Origin of the sequence: Streptomyces sp. NPDC056628 (genome assembly GCF_042792555.1) — a bacterium.
Taxonomy (GTDB): Bacteria; Actinomycetota; Actinomycetes; order Streptomycetales; family Streptomycetaceae; genus Streptomyces.
In genome coordinates, this window is record NZ_JBHTWG010000027.1 from 87459 (window position 1) to 102625 (window position 15167).

The window sequence follows — 15167 nt, forward strand, 5'->3', positions numbered from 1 at the left end:
AACGCACCTTTGCCAGCGCCCAGCCCGCTTGCCGGCACTCTCCGAGCACCTCAGGGACCACCGACGTGGGCGATAGCTCCGGCTGCTCGGTGGCGACCTAGTCGTAGTCGACGCCGTCGACCGGACGCACATGGTTCGGGGGCACGGGACCGACCCCCGGTACTCCGCCGCTTCCATGCTGCCGTCCTCAAGGTCGCGGTACGTCGGCAACCCCAAGAGGGAGGCCCAGCCCATCTTGGTTTCTGGTCTGCAGCCGTTGCCCGTCCGGCGAGGGCGAGGGGTGGGTGGGCTGCGGCTCGGGGTCCGGTGGCGGTAGGGGGGGTGCTGTTCGTGGTGGGGGTTTATAGGTGTGTCCAGGGGCGAGGATTGCCGCCGACCAACGGGATCCATACGTTCTGGGCGGGACCGTGTTGCTCCAGGTCTTCCAGTACGGCGGCTGCGAGGCGGACTTTGCGGGCGAGGTTCGTGACGAGCGGGTGTTGAGCCACCATGGCCTGCAGGTCGTTCATCCGGTTCTCGAGTCTGGTTCGGGGGGCGCCGGTGAGGATGAAGAGTACGCGGGGGAAGACGGGGTACCAGCGCAGCCACGTTGGCCCTGCGGAGGCTTGCCTGCGTCGGCCGGCGGGTTGGGCCTCGTAGTGGAAGAGGCGGGCGTACTCGATGAGTTTCACGGCGAGTCGTTCGCTGCTCATGGTGCTGCGGTCGACTTCCACGAACGCTCGCAGCTTTCGCCGGTGTTCGCTGTCGATGACGGTGTAGTACATGACTGCGTCGGTGATGATCCGTTCGCCTTCGCCGATGGAGTGGGATACCTCGGGGGTCCAGTCCCAGGGTCCGTGTTCGTGTCCGAGGCGGCGGGCGTCTGCGGCGAAGGCGAGGTGGGCGCGGACGACGGCGAGTGTGTGCGGGGTCTTCAGCGATGCTGCCGTTTTCGAGGTGATGGGGTGGGGCGGGCGTCCTCGCAGGACGGGCAGGTCCCGGGTCAGGCGGGCGCCTTCCTGCGTGAGGTACCAGGCGTGGGTACGAGTGCGGTTGGCGTCCGGCAGTACCGTGCAGTCGACGAAGCCGTCGGAGCGCAGCCTGTTCAGAACGCGGGACATCAGCTGCCGGGTGCCTGCGGGCCGCAGCATGCGGCGCAGCTGGCTGGTGGTGGCGATGCGGTGCTGGGCGAGCCCGGCCAGCACCTGGTGGGCCAAGGGCTCAGCGGGACTGAGGGCTGTGGCCGTTGCCGGAATACTCGGTGGGGGGCTGCTCATTGGGTGTTTCCTTCCCACGGCCAGGCGGTCTCCGACGTCAATCCTGCGGGTTGCTGCTCGAGGAGACCCGTTGGCCCTGACCAGGCCCCCGACCACGAAGTGCCGACCATGGTCACGATGGCGAAACAGTTTGGCGGTCTGCACCGGTCCGGGTGTCCGTGGCTCCGACCAAGGGCCGCGCCTTTGCGACTGCTTGCTCTTGCAGCGGGGACTGCCGTCGGCTGGGCCAGGGGCCACTGGCGAATCGGAAAGACGGCGGCCCTGCGAGGGATTCGGCGATGGCCGGTCCGCGGCAGCCAGGGGCTGCCGCGGGGCGTGGTGGCGGGCCACGTCGTACCAGCCATCGTGCGGCATCCGGCCCGCAAGGGACCGACTCCCACAGCCGGTTGCCGCGTTCATGGGGCGGTGCGCGCGGGTCCCCCCCCGCCGGGTGTTACTTCCTGGACCGTTGGGCGGCCTGCTCGAGGATGCGCCGGCGCGTCCACCGCCGGCGCCCGTTCTGCCGTCCTGCATTTTCGGCGACCCCGTCTGTGGTCTGCAGCAGCGGGAGGTTGCCCTGGGACAGGCTGCTGGAGAAGGAGCCGACGGTCTTGTATCCCAGCAGGGCGGCTGCCTGGCTCGCTCCCAGGAGTTCGTCGGGATCGCCGTCGACTGGGACGTCGGGCAGGGGTGGTGCTTGCTTGGCTCCGGCTCTTCTTCCGCGGCCGGGGCGGGTGGCCATCCACGCCTTCAGGGTTTCCACCTTCCACAGCTGTCGGCGGTAGGGGTTTTCCGCCGTGCCCTTGTCTTCGACGACGTCGGGCTCGGGGAAGTAGCCGGGGTGGTCGCGCACGAAGGTCGTGACCTGGTTGGAGTTCTTGTAGCCGAGATATCTCGAGGCCTCCGCTGCGTTCAGCAGCGTCTCTGCCGGAAGGGAGGGCGGTACGTGCTCGGCGAGCCGTGCCGGCGTCCGGTGGGCGAACCACTCGGTGACCTCCGCGTGGTCCCACAGCCGGGCGCGGCCGCGCTTGTCGACGGGCTTGGGGAACGCCTTGCCGATCGCGTTCTGCGCGCGCTCGGTGTAGAGGCCGGTGATCCGTGCGGGTGTCAGGCCCTGCTCGGCCGCGATCTCGGCGGCGTCGGCCAGGCGGGGCTCACGGCGCGAGGTCATGGCGGAACCGTCCTGTCGGCAGCGAGCCGGCCGGCCCGACCCGCAACGCAAATAATGGCAGGAGTATCGGTGGTGAATCCAGTCCGCGCCCAAGGTGTTTCTTCGACGCTCACGGCTCACGGCTCACGGCTTGCGGCCTACTCCTCGGGGATCAGGCAGACACCGCGGCGCGCGGCGGCCTGGGCCATCTCCGCGTAGGCCATGGCTGCTGGCGTCTGGTCCCACTCGGCAAGGGCCAGCAGCAGGATCACCTCGTCGCGGTCCTGCGAGGCATCACACGGCATGCCGGCCGCTTGTGCAGCGGACACCAGGTCCGCGGTCGCCAGTCCACCGCAGCGGGCTGCCACCTGACGGTGCAGAATCTGAAGACCCTGCTGGTACAGCTCGTTCGCCTCGCGCAGGAGCAGCAGCAGGTCCTCGCCGTGGCTGGCCGGGGCCGCTGCGGCGAGGTCGAGGATGCGCTGGGTCGTCGTCATCATGAGCAGTATTGCCCTGCAAGGGGGCGGTGTAGCGGTCAGCTGCAGCATCGCAGCTGGCTGTGCAGTGCAGGAGCTCGTCGAGGCCAGTGCGGGCCCTGGACGTCGTTTTCTTTGGTGTGATCCGGTGCATGACGGATTTGGTTGAGCGTGGGTGCCGGATGAGTGATGGACCCTGTCCGGCGGGTGTTCCGCTCAGGGAGGTCGTGTGTCCGCCAGGGGGCGGCCGACGACGGGCCGGTGACCGAGAATGCCTGGCCGCGATCATCTTCGTAGCCGCCTCCGGGTGTACCTGGTGGCAGCTGCGCCCGGTGTTCGGACCGGCCTGGTCGATGGTCAACCGCTGTTTCACCCAGTGGAGCCGGAGCCGGGTCTGGGCCAGACTCCACCGCGTCCTCCCGGACGGGCTCGGCGCCCGCGGTGAGCTGGACTGGTCGCGGTGCGCAATTCGACTCTGTCAGTCTCAGGGCCGCAACCGGGTCCGACCGACCGAGGCCGGAACGGATCGAACATCCACCTCATGACGGGGCGGAACGGTCCACCCCTGTCGCCGGGCATCTCCGGCGTCGACATGCGCGGCAGTCTCGGCTTGAAGCTACTGGTGCGCGGGATCGCGCCGACCTGCTCCCGCCGCGGCCCGCGTCGTCGGCGACCGGCCGAGCTCCACGCCGACAACGCCGGCGGGGCATCGAGTCCTTCCAAGGCTGGGCCGGGCACCGTCGGGTGGTCGAACGCACCGTGTCCTGGCTGGATGCCGTCGCCTGCATCGCCGCTATGAGCGCAAGGCCGAGCATTTCCTCGCCCTTGCCGCAGCCCTGATCAGCTACCGGAAACTCACTACCTGGACCGGTCAGGTACTCGGGCCGGTGCGTTCGAAGAGGCAGAACGGGTGGCCCGCTGGGTCGTACAGGACGCGTACGTCAGCTTGGGGTTGGAAGTCCGCCACGGTCGCCCCCAGAGCACGGGCATGCTCGACGGCTGATGACAGATCGTTCACCTCGATGTCCAGATGCATCATCATCTGCTGCTCTGACCGTGTGGAGGGCCACCGCGGACGTGTGAAGAGCGGCTCCGTCTGGAACGACAGTGCGGCACTGCCGTCGGGCGCTGCGATCTCGACCCAACCCGGTTCTTCCTTCCGCACTGGCCACCCGAGCAGGCCCTGATAGAACTGCGCCAGCTCATGGGGGTTCGGTGCATCAAGAGTGGTCGCGGCCAACGTGAAATGCGGTTGGGGCTTCATGCAGCGCTGCTGCCCGGATCCGCTGCTGACAAGCCAGCCGTCCGCCAACTGACCGCCGGCGTCTCGCGGTACCCCTTCCCACGCCCCTCCGTCCGTCCCGTCAGCGCGGAAGGACGTTTTTGGCCGCGTGGGTGGCTTGCCCGAGGCGGTGTGGCCGTCGCGCTCCATCCGTTCGAAGTCTTCGGTCTCCTCCACCTCGGTCCTGGAGCTGGGGCGTCGCGCCGGCGCGATGAACTCAGCCGTGGTGATGTTCGGGTTGAAGGGCACCCTTGCGGACGTCCTCTCGTCCAGTGCGCGTGGTGCGGCGGGCTGTGGGCGGCGTCGGGCGGTCGGCTTCGGATGGCTATGGCTGGCGACGATGGATGCTTGGTACGAGCAGCAACGGCAAGCGTGCCGGCCCGGCTCTGGGATAGGAGTCGTAGCGCGCGGTGGGGCAACAGAGGTGGCTGGCGGCTGCCCGACGGGAAGGGGAGTGCCGTCGGCTGCTGCGGGGGGAGAGCCTGGGTTAGGACGGGTTGGAGGCCTGTTTTGCTTCCCACCAGGCGGGCGGGCTGCCTGCCCGATCGGTGGTCGGCCGTGCTCCTGAGCTCCGTCATGCCGTGTTCAGAAGCCCGCGCAACAGCTCCCGGCTGTTCTGCGGCGACGGGCTGTCGCGGTGCAGGCTCTTAAGGACACTCGCGTATGTACCGGTGTGCTCGAGTTTGTCGAGGTAGATGGCGCCGTCGAGCTGTTCAATGAACACGACATCGGGCATCCCTGTGTCGCAGAAGCTGAACATGGTGAAAGGCCCCGCCGCGACCGGATGACCGCTCGAACTGAACGGCATCACCTGCAGGCACACATCGGGCCGCTCGGACGACTCGATCAGATACTTCAGCTGCTGTCGCATCACTGCACTGTCGCCGAACGGGCGCCGCAGCGCCCCTTCGTCCACCACGGCATGCAGCACATGACCACTCTGCGCCTGGAACAGCTCCTGGCGCTTCATCCGCAGTGCCACCCGCCGCTCAACATCGATCTGGCTCACCCGGGGCGCACCCGCGCTGCCGCACACCACGCGCGCGTAGTCCTCCGTTTGCAGCAGAGCAGGCACACACTGCACGTCGTAGGAGCGGATCGTTGACGCGGAACCCTCCAGCCCCAAAAAGGTGGAGAACCAGCTGGGCAGAACGTCGTAGTACTGCTGCCACCAGCCCGGCGCATTGGCTTCCCTGGCCAACGACAAGAACCCGGCGCGTTCTTGAGCATTCTCCACGCCGTACAACGTCAGCAGGGCGGCGACGTCCGCCCTCTTGAAGCCGACCCTGCCCAGCTCCATCCGGCTGATCTTCGTCTCCGAGACGCCCACAGCTGCGGCAGCAGCCTGGAGAAACAGCCCGCACTCCAGCCGCAGCTGACGTAGCTGCGTGCCGAGCTGCAGGCGCCGCACAACCGGATTGGGCCCAGCCCCCGCCCCCTCAAAGGGCTCCTCATCAGCCTCCCCGCCCTCAGGGGCCGGCGCCGAACCCCCCAAACCGCCGGCGGATACCGGCCCGGACAGCCGCACTGCATCCACCAGGGGGGCGCGTCCTGCACCCGAGTCGCCCGCCCTGCCCCGTGCCTCGCCGATCCTGCGGATCGCACGGGCCTGGCTGCGGGATGTGCGGGCGCGCAACTGCTGCGCGCCCGGAGCGCCCAGTGAAGAACTCTCCAGCAAAACATCGAAGCCGTGGACGTGCTCACCCACAACGATCACCACCTCGGCGCGACTGCGCCTTCTGTCTCCACCGGTACAGCAGGCCTTCAACGGCCCGGACCGATGGCTCACCCAGAATCTGACAGATCTCCTGCTGCGTGTAGCCATCCAGCAGCAAAGCCACCGCTGCCTGCGTCCGCGACTCCCCGATGCACTCCAGCTCCGCCAGGACCTGCAGCTTGGCGGCCACCTCATCGGCGGCACTCAGCGGGTGGACCGGGTCCTCATATACGGCCTTCTGCCGCTGGACAGCCAGGCGCTGGCGCTCCTGGCTGCTGCGGTACCGGCGGAACTCGTTGGGAAAGTAGGTCAGGCAGGCGCCCATGAAGTAGGTCGTGATGCTGGCTCCGCCCTCATGGCTCCAGCCGCCATCTACCAAAGCCCTTTGTCGGAAGGACGGCAGAGCCTGAGCCACCGTCATCGTCGCCAGCTCCTCACGGAGATCACTGTCCGACGCCAGCGCTTCGAGATCGAGTTCGTGCGGTCTGAGCCCGTAGCCACGCTCAGCCGCCAACCGGAAGATGTATCCGGAGTGCATCCAGCCACGCAGCACCGAAACGCCATAGCGGACCAGCTCCTCCACGAAGTGCTCGTACTGCCGCCCCTCAAAGCCCTGACGGGCCAGCACCAGCACCAGCTGCCGGTCCCTCAGCCTCCGGTCAACACTGCGCTGCAGTCGCCGACTCGCGCGTCCAAACTGCGCATCCATGCGGAGCAGATCACCCTGAGACACCGGCACGCTGAAATCGCGTTTCTCGCGCTGCTCTGGAGGTTGTAAGTCCCGGGCGGACGCGGCGGCGGACTGCCCATCCGCGACATCGCCCTGCATTCCCTGTCCCCTTTGCTGTCTGCGGCCCGCCCCGCACGGAAGGGGGGCCGCCTTCGTCGCCTGCTTGTAGGTGGCAGACCTGACAGCACCCCACGGGATCTTCCGAAGATTTTTCGCGGGATCCGTGAGAGGAGAAGACGCCGTGGGCTGACGGCAGGAGCGCGATGTAGGAGCGGTCGTCCGACGCTGCGACCGGCAGGAGGAATCCCGTGACATCCGCCCCCACCCCGCCCCAGGACCCCGGACCGTTTCTGACCGTGCACGCAGCCGTCGTACTCGTTGCGGCCTTCCTCATCGGATCGACCGTGGGCGGCCTGACCTACCTCACCGGCACACCGGCGCCCGGGGCGATTCTCGCGGGTCTCCTCAGCGCAGGAGCGAGCATCCCGGCACTACGTCACCTCATCCGGTGACAACAAGCGGCGGCCTGGTGCCGGAGGCAACGAGTCCAGCCGAGGCACAAGCAGTTGGGCCCTGCATCCGGCGGCAGCCGTAGGCGCACGAACCTCAACAGCCACGGATGGCCAGGTCAAGCACGCCGCCGCCCCAGCCCTCGAACGCGCGCATGACCCAGGCGACCGGGACCACCGCCAGGCCTTCCTCGGCGAAGCGCCAAGGTGCGGTTGCCCGCTCCTCTCCGGGCAACCGCTTGCCCTTGCAGCACGCGCCGGGATGCTTGGCGCAGGCCGCCGTGGCAGCCGGCCAGATGCTTCAGCCGCGCGGCCGCAGCGGCCACCAGGACGAGCGGCCCCACCGGCATCACAGGGTTAGCAGCCGATCATGAAAGGAGGCGGAGGCAGCTCACAGCGCCAGCCCGGGGCCCCTGCGGCCACCCAGGCGCGATCTCGTCGACCTGCACGCTTCGACCGCGCGCCGGCGCGTCCCTTTCGCGGGCTTTAACCGCTTCTTCGCCGCCCGTGTCAGATGCTGCGACGCAGTGACGGTGGGGGACACCCCTGCACAGGCACGCACCAGCCGGGCACACGGGCAACCGGCTGCCTTGCGGAGCCGCTCGGCAAACGGGCGCGCGTGCCGGGCACGCCTGCTTCGCCCCGGAACGCACCAGCGGCCATGGCAAACCCATACGCCCAGAAGGGGACAGCCGGGGCATTGAGTCTGCCGTAGTTCCAGGCTTGTCAGTCCCAGGTGATACACATGCCATTGGCCATCGTGAATCAGGCCGGTAGAATTGATTCTGAAGGAGGTGCTACGTGGATCTCGTGCTTGTGGGGGAGCGGATCCGCTGCGAACGTGAGCGTGCTGGGCTCAATCAGCGCCAGCTCGCCTCTCGCGCTCAGCTCTCCCAATCGACCTTGACCCGTATCGAAAACGGCGCTCGCGCCACTGTGACGCTCGCCGAGCTGGACCGGCTCGCCGTTGCGCTGGACATTCCAGTGCGGCTGCTGACCAGCGGGGATCCGGTACGCGGCAGGGTACGGATCGCGGCCCGTATCAATGAGGTGGTGGCCGCAGAGCGGGAGGAAGCTCTGCGGCGCACCCTGGAGGTGCTGGAACTGGACGCCCGGCTGGACAAGCTGGGCCCGGTTACAGTCCGGCACCGGAAGATCGATGGCTCCTTGTCCGTACCGGACGAAGACTTGCCCCGCGAAGAGCAGGGCCGGGTGCTGGCCCAACGGGTGCGGGAACTGCTCCACCTTGGCTGCGCTCCCATCGCCGACGTCGATGAGCTGATCGAACAGCTCACCGGCGTGGACACGGCAGTCCTGAGGCTCCCGAAAACCACAGAGGGATTCACCGCCACTGATCCGGAGCGTGACATCACCCTCATCGCCGTCCGGGCCTGCGATGTCCCAGAACGGCAGCGTTTTAGCTTTGCGCACGAACTCGGTCATCTACTGTGGAACGACGGCGCTGAAGTGCATCAACTCGATGGGAAAAGAACCCCCGGCGAGAAACGCTGCGACGCTTTTGCCCGCCATCTGCTGGCTCCTGAAGAAGGCATCGCGGCGTGGCTTTCCGCGGAAGAACTGCCGGAAAAAGGCGTGATGGATGAGCGCACAGCCGCTCTTCTCGCACGCCATTTCCGGGTCAGTTTCATGGTGATCCTCATCCAGCTCGAATCAATGTCACTCATCACCAAGGAGCAGAAAACCGGACTGAAAGGGCCCACCGGCGCTCAATTGGCACAGCAATACGGCTGGGGCCCCGCATATCAGCAGGAACGGGAATCCGCCAAGGCGGTTCGTGCTCCGCGGCGCATCCTCGAAAGGGCCGTCGAAGCATACCGGCAGAACCACATCGGAGTCCGCGCCCTGGCCATGCTGGAGGACAGCAAACCGGAAGAAGTGGAAACCCGGCTGAAAGATGCGGGTATAGTCCCCAATCCTCCTGCCCCCCGGCGAGCCGATCTCTCGCGGCTGGTAGCCCGCGGGCTGGCGAAGGACTAGTAGAGTGGTCCTGACGGGGGCTTCGAAGGGGTGGGGGATTGCCCGAGCAGCAGGCGGAAGAGGCCGGCGAAGAGGCTTCGCCGGAGCAGCGTGAACCGGTCTGCATCCTGGATGCGGTCATCTGCGTGCACTTTGTCGGCGCCAATCTCCACGTCCTGCTCGTAGAGGTTCTCCGCAAGGCCGACCTGGTGCTTGTGGTACCGCAGGAGGTCTGCGACGAGGTTGTTGGCAAGGACCGGAAGTACCCCGGGCTCAGGCTCCGGTGGGCCCGCCTGGCCGGCAGCCGGCACGTGCGGGTCCTTCCCGCGCTCCAGGCCGAGTCGGCCCCGCCCCGTGTGGTCGAGGTCTTCGAAGACGTACGGGGGCGCCAGTTCGAAGATGCCCTGCGCGAGCGCAAGGATCTCGGGGAAGCTGTCGTCGTGGCACACGGCGTGCACTACCAGGACCTCGGTCACGAGGTCCTGGTAGCCATCGACGACCGGGGCGGCCAGGCCCTCGCGGCAGGCCGCGATCTCCAGGTGATCACGATGGAAGACGTCCTCGAGATGGCCGTCGAGTTCGGCATGTTTCCCACCGAGGGGCAGCTCAAGAAGGATTACGAGAAGCTCCAGGGATTCGGCGACGGGCTTCCCCCCTACGCAACTACCGGTCTTTCTGCCCGATTCAGGAAATGGCGTTCCCGACAGGCAGATGAATAGGATGAGAGCCGGGAACAATCGGCCTACCGGGAAGCTGACACGCTAAAACAACTCTCCTCTTATCAACGCGTTCCCCGGTCGGTAAGAGGAGCTGAAGACGGTGCGGGGCATGTAGTGCTCAATATGCCCTCTCGAATATGCTGACATTCAGGTTGTCATGCCATCGCCCTGCCAGTGCCCCCATCGCAATAAGAGGATATGGGAGTTGAAGTGCGCGCCGCATGAATCCATTTATGGGCATGCAGATTCACTGATGCAGAACATGACGTGTCTTCTTTTCGGGAAACAAGCCCCGGGGGAGAGGGAAATGCGGCCCCGCCTGTATGTGTGCGAGGCGTCCTGACTGTGATCCTGCTGTGTATTGACGCCCTGGGTGCAGTGTGAGGAGACCCGCCAGCCGGCTTGGACGCAGTCAGCGGGGCGAAGCCGCTCCAGGCCGGCTCTCAAAACGGACGCCGTCCGTCCGGCCGGATTCGTTCCACCGGCGAGCGGGCAACAGCCTGCACTGGGATCTGCCAAAGCCGGGAGCACCCTATTGACAGGCCGAGCAGCACCAGATTGCCGCAGGCGGACGGACCCTCTTCCGGCAATCTCAACTCAGCTGTAGAACTCCCAAGGCGGCCGCCCGGCTCTTTGGCCCGGCCGTTATGCGCGGGGCAGGATTAGACCTGCACGCAAACAGGGATCGTCTGCCGCCATTCGACGCGGTCGCCGTCTGCGCCCGGACGCCCCTTGTGCGGCTGCGGCCTTTGAAGGGCATCCGCTCAGTGCTCCTGGCGCCTTGGACGACACCAGGGAGCGCTGTGACCTGCGGTGTCGACCACGTGCGGGCGGGTCGTCCGAGGGCGTTGCCGAAGGCGAGGAGAAACCGCCGGGGCCGCCCGGTTGGGCATCCGGTGCCAGCACAGCGGCTGGTTGCGCCTGGCAGGGCAGCGAAGCGCAAAAACTCTGCCCGAGCGACCCGCCCCGCCCAGGGAACGCTTTGATGGCCCGCGCAGCCTGGCCGGTCCACACCACACCCGGCAACGGCTGCCGTGCCGGGCCTGCTGCGCTCTGCCCGCGGAACTGGCACAGGAGCGCTTGGAGGAGTGGTCTTCCGAACTTCCCGCGATCCTGCACGACCCGGAACTGCCGCGATGGCGGGCAAAGGCGCGCGTCCTCCAGGCCCAGCAGGTTTTCCAGCTGCGGCCACGGCTCTTGCATGCCGCCGTCTCGTCCACCAATCGCCTGCCCCGTCCGGGTCCTGCCGGCAGCGCACGCACATGCACTGCCAGGGCCACCTTGCGGATCAACAGGTGGAGACCCCCGGCTGTGCGACGCCTCCTGCAAAAGGGAGGCTTCGCGCGCCTTCAAGCCGGGCGTATCAGCGCGGTCCTGAACCCTACTAAGGGGGGCGGCAGCCGGCCACTGGCGCGCTAGCCAGGGCCGCCGGAGGGCGTGGCGGGCGCCCTCTGGCTCGCTTGCGACGTGGCCGAAGCCGGAGACGGTGTTGAGGCGGGCCCTACGGCTATCGGGGATAGGACCAACACCCCATCCAATCGGTGGGGACACCGCACCATGGACCGCGCTCGGATTCCAGGCGGCCGCACCTGGGACACGGCAGCCCCCACGATGCCGGCTCGTCGGTCGGTTCCGCGGTGAGGATGGCTCCCCGGCTCCAGGGCGCGCCTGCCCGCGAACCTGACAGACGTGTCGGGCGTGAGGTGCGCCCACCCTGCGAGCCAACCGACGGGGGCTCGATGCGGCGCGTCGTGATGGCCTCGACGGTCTGCCCCCGCCACTGACCCCGGTTGGGCCGCTCACGTAGTAGGCGGTGACTGTCGCCTGCTTGTCCGGCCGGTTGATCAGTACTCCGGATGTCTTGTCCAGTACGAGCGTGACGACGCAGGGTGGCATCCCCGCCGGTACCGGATCACTCCATCGTCTGCCATGCGGTCATGGCGGCCGCTATGGCGGTGTCGTCGGGGCGGGTGAGCTCCGGCCGTGCGGGCATGGGGGTACTCCGTGCGGAGGGGGGCGGTGAGCACCGGGGCCGGTGCACGTGTCTCGTGGCGCGGCGGGTTTCCTCTGGGCGCGCGCTCTGCTCCGCAGACGCGTCGCGCTGCCACTACGCGGCAGACACCGGGGCGGGCGCGCTCCGCGCTTCCTGGCCGGGTGGGGGAGCGCTCCGCGCTGGGGGAGCGAGCGGGCATCCCCGGGCAGCCTGCGGAGGGCGCCCGCCGGGCGCCGGCAGCGGGGGCCCGTGCGGGCCGGGTCGGGGGAAGGGCTCCCGGCCCGCACGGGGGTCTGTCAGCCGTGCGCGGCGGCGGTCGTGAGGGCGGGAACCGCGAGCGCTTCCAGGGTGGCGGCCTGGTCGGCGTCGGTGAGGGTCTGCGCGGTCGACGTGACGGCCTGCATCACGCCCCCGGCCGTCATCTGTCCGCCCCGGATGAAGTGGGCGAGGATCATGGCCTTGGCCTCGTTGCCGATGTTGAGCGTCTTGGTGACGTGCTCGATGGTCTTCGTCGGCTCGTCCAGCGTCTTACCGGCGGCGGCCTCCATCTCGCGCACCTTGGCCTCGACGTACTCCCGTGACAGGAACGTGCGCACAGCGTCGGCGGTCTTCGACTTGATCAACTCCAGCGTCTTGCGCTGGGTCTGGCCGGACCAGGACACGACTCCTTCGTCCTGCCTGCCTCCCAGATGCACGGCGCGCATAACGTCCTTGCTCTGGGTCAGGCCGTTGCGGCACACCTGGATGACCGCGCGCGGGGTGATCGTGTACGCCCCGGCTCCGACTTCGCTGTTGCTGATGACGAAACCGGCCGAGACCAGTGGGAGTTCGTCACCGCTACGGCCGTCGAACGGGGAGCGGTAACCGCGCAGCAGGCTGCGCGCCTGGATCGCGACGGCTTCGGACTCGACGCGCACGTACATCCGCCGGTCGGTCAGGTCGCACCCCGTGATGAGGGTGGGGTGGCCGGACTGCTGCACCCCGTCCAGGGCGGCCAACAGCATGTCGAGATTGTCCATCAGCTTGTAGCTGTCGGACAGCAGCGCGCGGGCCACGCCCTCGCTGGGCGCCATGCCGGGAGCGTTCTCGCCCCGGAACGCACGGAGCATGAAACGGCGCTCGGGACCCTCACGGAGCCACGCGTTCACGTTCTCGTCCAGCAGCGGGACGTTTCCCGCGCGCATCCGGCGCAGATAGGCCAGCGGGATGCGCAGCTTGTCAGAGATCCCCTCGTCGGCGACGGCGGTGGGCCGGTAGATGCCGTCGACGTCCGTCACACCGTCTTCCGTGATCAGGGACTCCACGCCCTCGACGTGCACGTTGCCCTCCTGCATCCGCAGCGCGGACGCGGGAGCGATGACGTCCAGCTTCCGGCGCTGTCCGTCCTCCAGGATGCGGACCAGGTCCGACAGATTGGCGTTGCGGGCACCGGTGGGGGCTACGGCCGTAGCGCGCTCGGCGAACTGCTGAGTCATGCGGTGTTCCCCTTCGCTGTTGGCTTCTGCGGGTCGGGGGGCGGAGCCACCACCCCCCGAACAACTCCAATATTAGTGTTTTTCAGGAGTGGGTAAACCCACCCCTGACCAGCACACTTAGTACAGCGTGCGGTAATCCGGCAGGGGAGTCAGGCTCCGCCGCCGCACACTCCTCACGACAGTCACCGACCTGCCGCCGGCCACCTCGCATAGGTCGTAGCGGACACTGTGACCTCCACCGAACGACCCACCCTCCGCCTTGATCGCCTGCACCCAGTAGTCACCGTGACACTGTGTCAGGCTGCCGTGATAGCGCACCTTCTGCCACAGCACCGGCCCGCTGTCCTGCGGGTCAAGGATCTGCGCCACAGCGAGCACCAGCTGATTCGTCACCCGCTCCGACAGCAGGTTCACGAACGCACGATCAACCGTCCTCCGATCGACCGGCACACCCGCCATGGCCGGGCCCGTGTGGCCGGTACGCACACCCATGGCCCAACCCAGCTCGAAGAACGGCCGGACAGCGTCCAACTGCTCACGCGACACCCGCAGAGCGTCCGGGTCCCTCTCGCTGCGCGCCAGCTCGGCCAGCGCGTAACGGGCCTGTTCCTTCTCGGCGTCCGTGAGCGGGGCTTCGACTCCCTCTGGCTGACGTGCAATCCGGGTGTTCTCCATGGCGTTCCTTCCTTGATTGGTGATGCCGGATGGAAGGGGGTGCCCGCAACTGGGCACTCCCCGTGCGGATTACCTCAGGAACCCGTTCGCCCGGAGGAACTCAGCCGTGATGTACGCGATTCCTTGAGGCTTGTAGATCTGCGGGAATCGCCGTAATTCGACTTCCGTGCGGCCTGCCTTGTCCGGGTCGATGAATTCTTGAATCAGACGGTAGGGCTCCTCGCCCGTCGGCATTTCCAGCACGACCGGACCGGCGGCCTTGGTCTCGAACCGAATACCGGTGTAACCCCGGTCGGAGTTGTGAACGATCCTAGCCCCTGTCCGCACGCACAGCAGCGGCAGGAAGTTCGCGATGGTGCGGGCCTTGATGGCAAGACCGGTCATGGGCGCGTCCGCCCCCTTCACCTGGCGCACGATTCCGTCAGAGATCTGAAGTTCCACGTCGTTCCCCTCCAGTTGGTCCCTTGCGGTGCCCGGGGTCGCCTCACCCCCGGAACTCAAATAATAGTGTCTTTAGCGTGAGGATGGAACCCTTGTTGCGCTGCGAGTTGCGCCAGAGGTTGCGTCATGGTGTTGCGGGACGGGTTGCGCTAGATGTTGCGCCGGCGAACTGCGGACTTCCGCGTCACCGCAGGTCACACCAACAGTCCGGCCCAGCAAGCGTGCTGACATCCCCTCTGCTGCCACTGTCCCGAGCCGGTTGAAGGATGAGTGAGGAATGGGGGCGGGGCGTGGTTGGGCGGCTGCCTCGGGGACGGGGCGGTCTGGAGGTTGGCCGCGCGTCGGCTCTGCCGCCGCGCTGGGCTGGGTGAGGGGAGGAGTCCGGGCTGGAGCCCGAACGTGGGGAGCTGCTGGCGGGGCCCCAGCGGCGAGACCGCACACGCTCTGTGGCCATGGGCTGGTGGGGCCGTTTTGTCGCGGGTGCATTCCTGACTCTATTCGGATTGTCAATGGGGTTGATTGAGTTGAGGCCAGTTAGAGAATCTATAAACCTGGGAGGACTTTCCATGAATTCGTATCTGAAGGTTTATCAGCCCTTTTAGCGCACACGCCAGCCCGGACGACCGCCGCCTAGGCGCGCCTTTTCAAGGAATTCGCGGAGCGAATTCCTTGAGCTGAATTGCGGAGCAATTCAGACACCGTCACGGAGTGACGGTGCATCAACTCCCTTGCGGAGCAAGGGTGTTGCCGCCGCGTAGCGGCGGCGCGTCGTGTCTGCGGAGCAGACC

12 protein-coding genes and 1 pseudogene are annotated in these 15167 nt (G+C 67.4%); 4 read left to right on the forward strand and 9 right to left on the reverse strand.

Going from position 1 to position 15167, the window contains the following annotated elements; translation table 11 throughout:
* Positions 1 to 341: 341 nt before the first annotated feature.
* The 3 genes from ACFRAC_RS26990 to ACFRAC_RS27000 form a co-directional block, all read right to left on the reverse strand.
* Positions 342 to 1256 (reverse strand): replication-relaxation family protein, encoded by a 915-nt coding sequence (locus ACFRAC_RS26990; RefSeq protein WP_382931088.1) that lies wholly within the window; start codon positions 1254 to 1256, stop codon positions 342 to 344.
* Between the two features lie 433 nt (positions 1257 to 1689).
* On the reverse strand, positions 1690 to 2406 hold the full coding sequence (locus tag ACFRAC_RS26995) for a hypothetical protein (protein WP_382931096.1): 717 nt from the start codon (positions 2404 to 2406) through the stop codon (positions 1690 to 1692).
* Positions 2407 to 2543: 137 nt separating this feature from the next.
* Positions 2544 to 2882, reverse strand: coding sequence for a hypothetical protein (locus ACFRAC_RS27000; RefSeq protein WP_382931099.1), 339 nt, complete (start codon positions 2880 to 2882; stop codon positions 2544 to 2546).
* Positions 2883 to 3088: 206 nt separating this feature from the next.
* Between ACFRAC_RS27000 and ACFRAC_RS27005 the strand changes: the two are divergent.
* Positions 3089 to 3721 (forward strand): annotated as a pseudogene (locus ACFRAC_RS27005) (transposase); the annotation flags it as partial.
* 11 nt (positions 3722 to 3732) lie between these two features.
* Here ACFRAC_RS27005 and ACFRAC_RS27010 read toward each other — a convergent pair.
* The 3 genes from ACFRAC_RS27010 to ACFRAC_RS27020 all read right to left on the reverse strand — a co-directional run bounded on the left by ACFRAC_RS27010 (position 3733) and on the right by ACFRAC_RS27020 (position 6689).
* Positions 3733 to 4392 (reverse strand): VOC family protein, encoded by a 660-nt coding sequence (locus tag ACFRAC_RS27010; protein WP_382931104.1) that lies wholly within the window; start codon positions 4390 to 4392, stop codon positions 3733 to 3735.
* Between the two features lie 325 nt (positions 4393 to 4717).
* On the reverse strand, positions 4718 to 5554 hold the full coding sequence (locus tag ACFRAC_RS27015; RefSeq protein WP_382931166.1) for a helix-turn-helix domain-containing protein: 837 nt from the start codon (positions 5552 to 5554) through the stop codon (positions 4718 to 4720).
* A 289-nt stretch (positions 5555 to 5843) separates the two neighbouring features.
* Positions 5844 to 6689 (reverse strand): hypothetical protein, encoded by an 846-nt coding sequence (locus ACFRAC_RS27020; protein WP_382931107.1) that lies wholly within the window; start codon positions 6687 to 6689, stop codon positions 5844 to 5846.
* A 209-nt stretch (positions 6690 to 6898) separates the two neighbouring features.
* On the opposite strand from ACFRAC_RS27020, the gene ACFRAC_RS27025 reads away from it, so the two are divergent.
* The 3 genes from ACFRAC_RS27025 (at position 6899) to ACFRAC_RS27035 (ending at position 9795) form a co-directional block, all read left to right on the forward strand.
* Positions 6899 to 7102, forward strand: a complete 204-nt coding sequence (locus tag ACFRAC_RS27025) for a hypothetical protein (RefSeq protein ID WP_382931111.1) — start codon at positions 6899 to 6901, stop codon at positions 7100 to 7102.
* Between the two features lie 798 nt (positions 7103 to 7900).
* Complete coding sequence (locus tag ACFRAC_RS27030) at positions 7901 to 9097, forward strand: helix-turn-helix domain-containing protein (RefSeq protein ID WP_382931116.1); 1197 nt, start codon at positions 7901 to 7903, stop codon at positions 9095 to 9097.
* A gap of 38 nt (positions 9098 to 9135) precedes the next feature.
* Positions 9136 to 9795, forward strand: a complete 660-nt coding sequence (locus tag ACFRAC_RS27035) for a hypothetical protein (protein WP_382931121.1) — start codon at positions 9136 to 9138, stop codon at positions 9793 to 9795.
* Positions 9796 to 12084: 2289 nt separating this feature from the next.
* Here ACFRAC_RS27035 and ACFRAC_RS27040 read toward each other — a convergent pair.
* From ACFRAC_RS27040 to ACFRAC_RS27050, 3 genes are all read right to left on the reverse strand, one after another.
* Positions 12085 to 13263: a DUF932 domain-containing protein gene (locus ACFRAC_RS27040; RefSeq protein WP_382931126.1), complete on the reverse strand. Its 1179-nt coding sequence runs from the start codon at positions 13261 to 13263 to the stop codon at positions 12085 to 12087.
* A 117-nt stretch (positions 13264 to 13380) separates the two neighbouring features.
* Positions 13381 to 13938 carry a hypothetical protein gene (locus ACFRAC_RS27045; RefSeq protein WP_382931131.1) on the reverse strand — a complete coding sequence of 186 codons (558 nt, stop codon included), beginning with the start codon at positions 13936 to 13938 and terminating at the stop codon, positions 13381 to 13383.
* A gap of 69 nt (positions 13939 to 14007) precedes the next feature.
* Entirely contained in the window at positions 14008 to 14379 is a 372-nt protein-coding gene (locus ACFRAC_RS27050) for a hypothetical protein (RefSeq protein ID WP_382111698.1), read from the reverse strand.
* Positions 14380 to 15167: the final 788 nt, after the last annotated feature.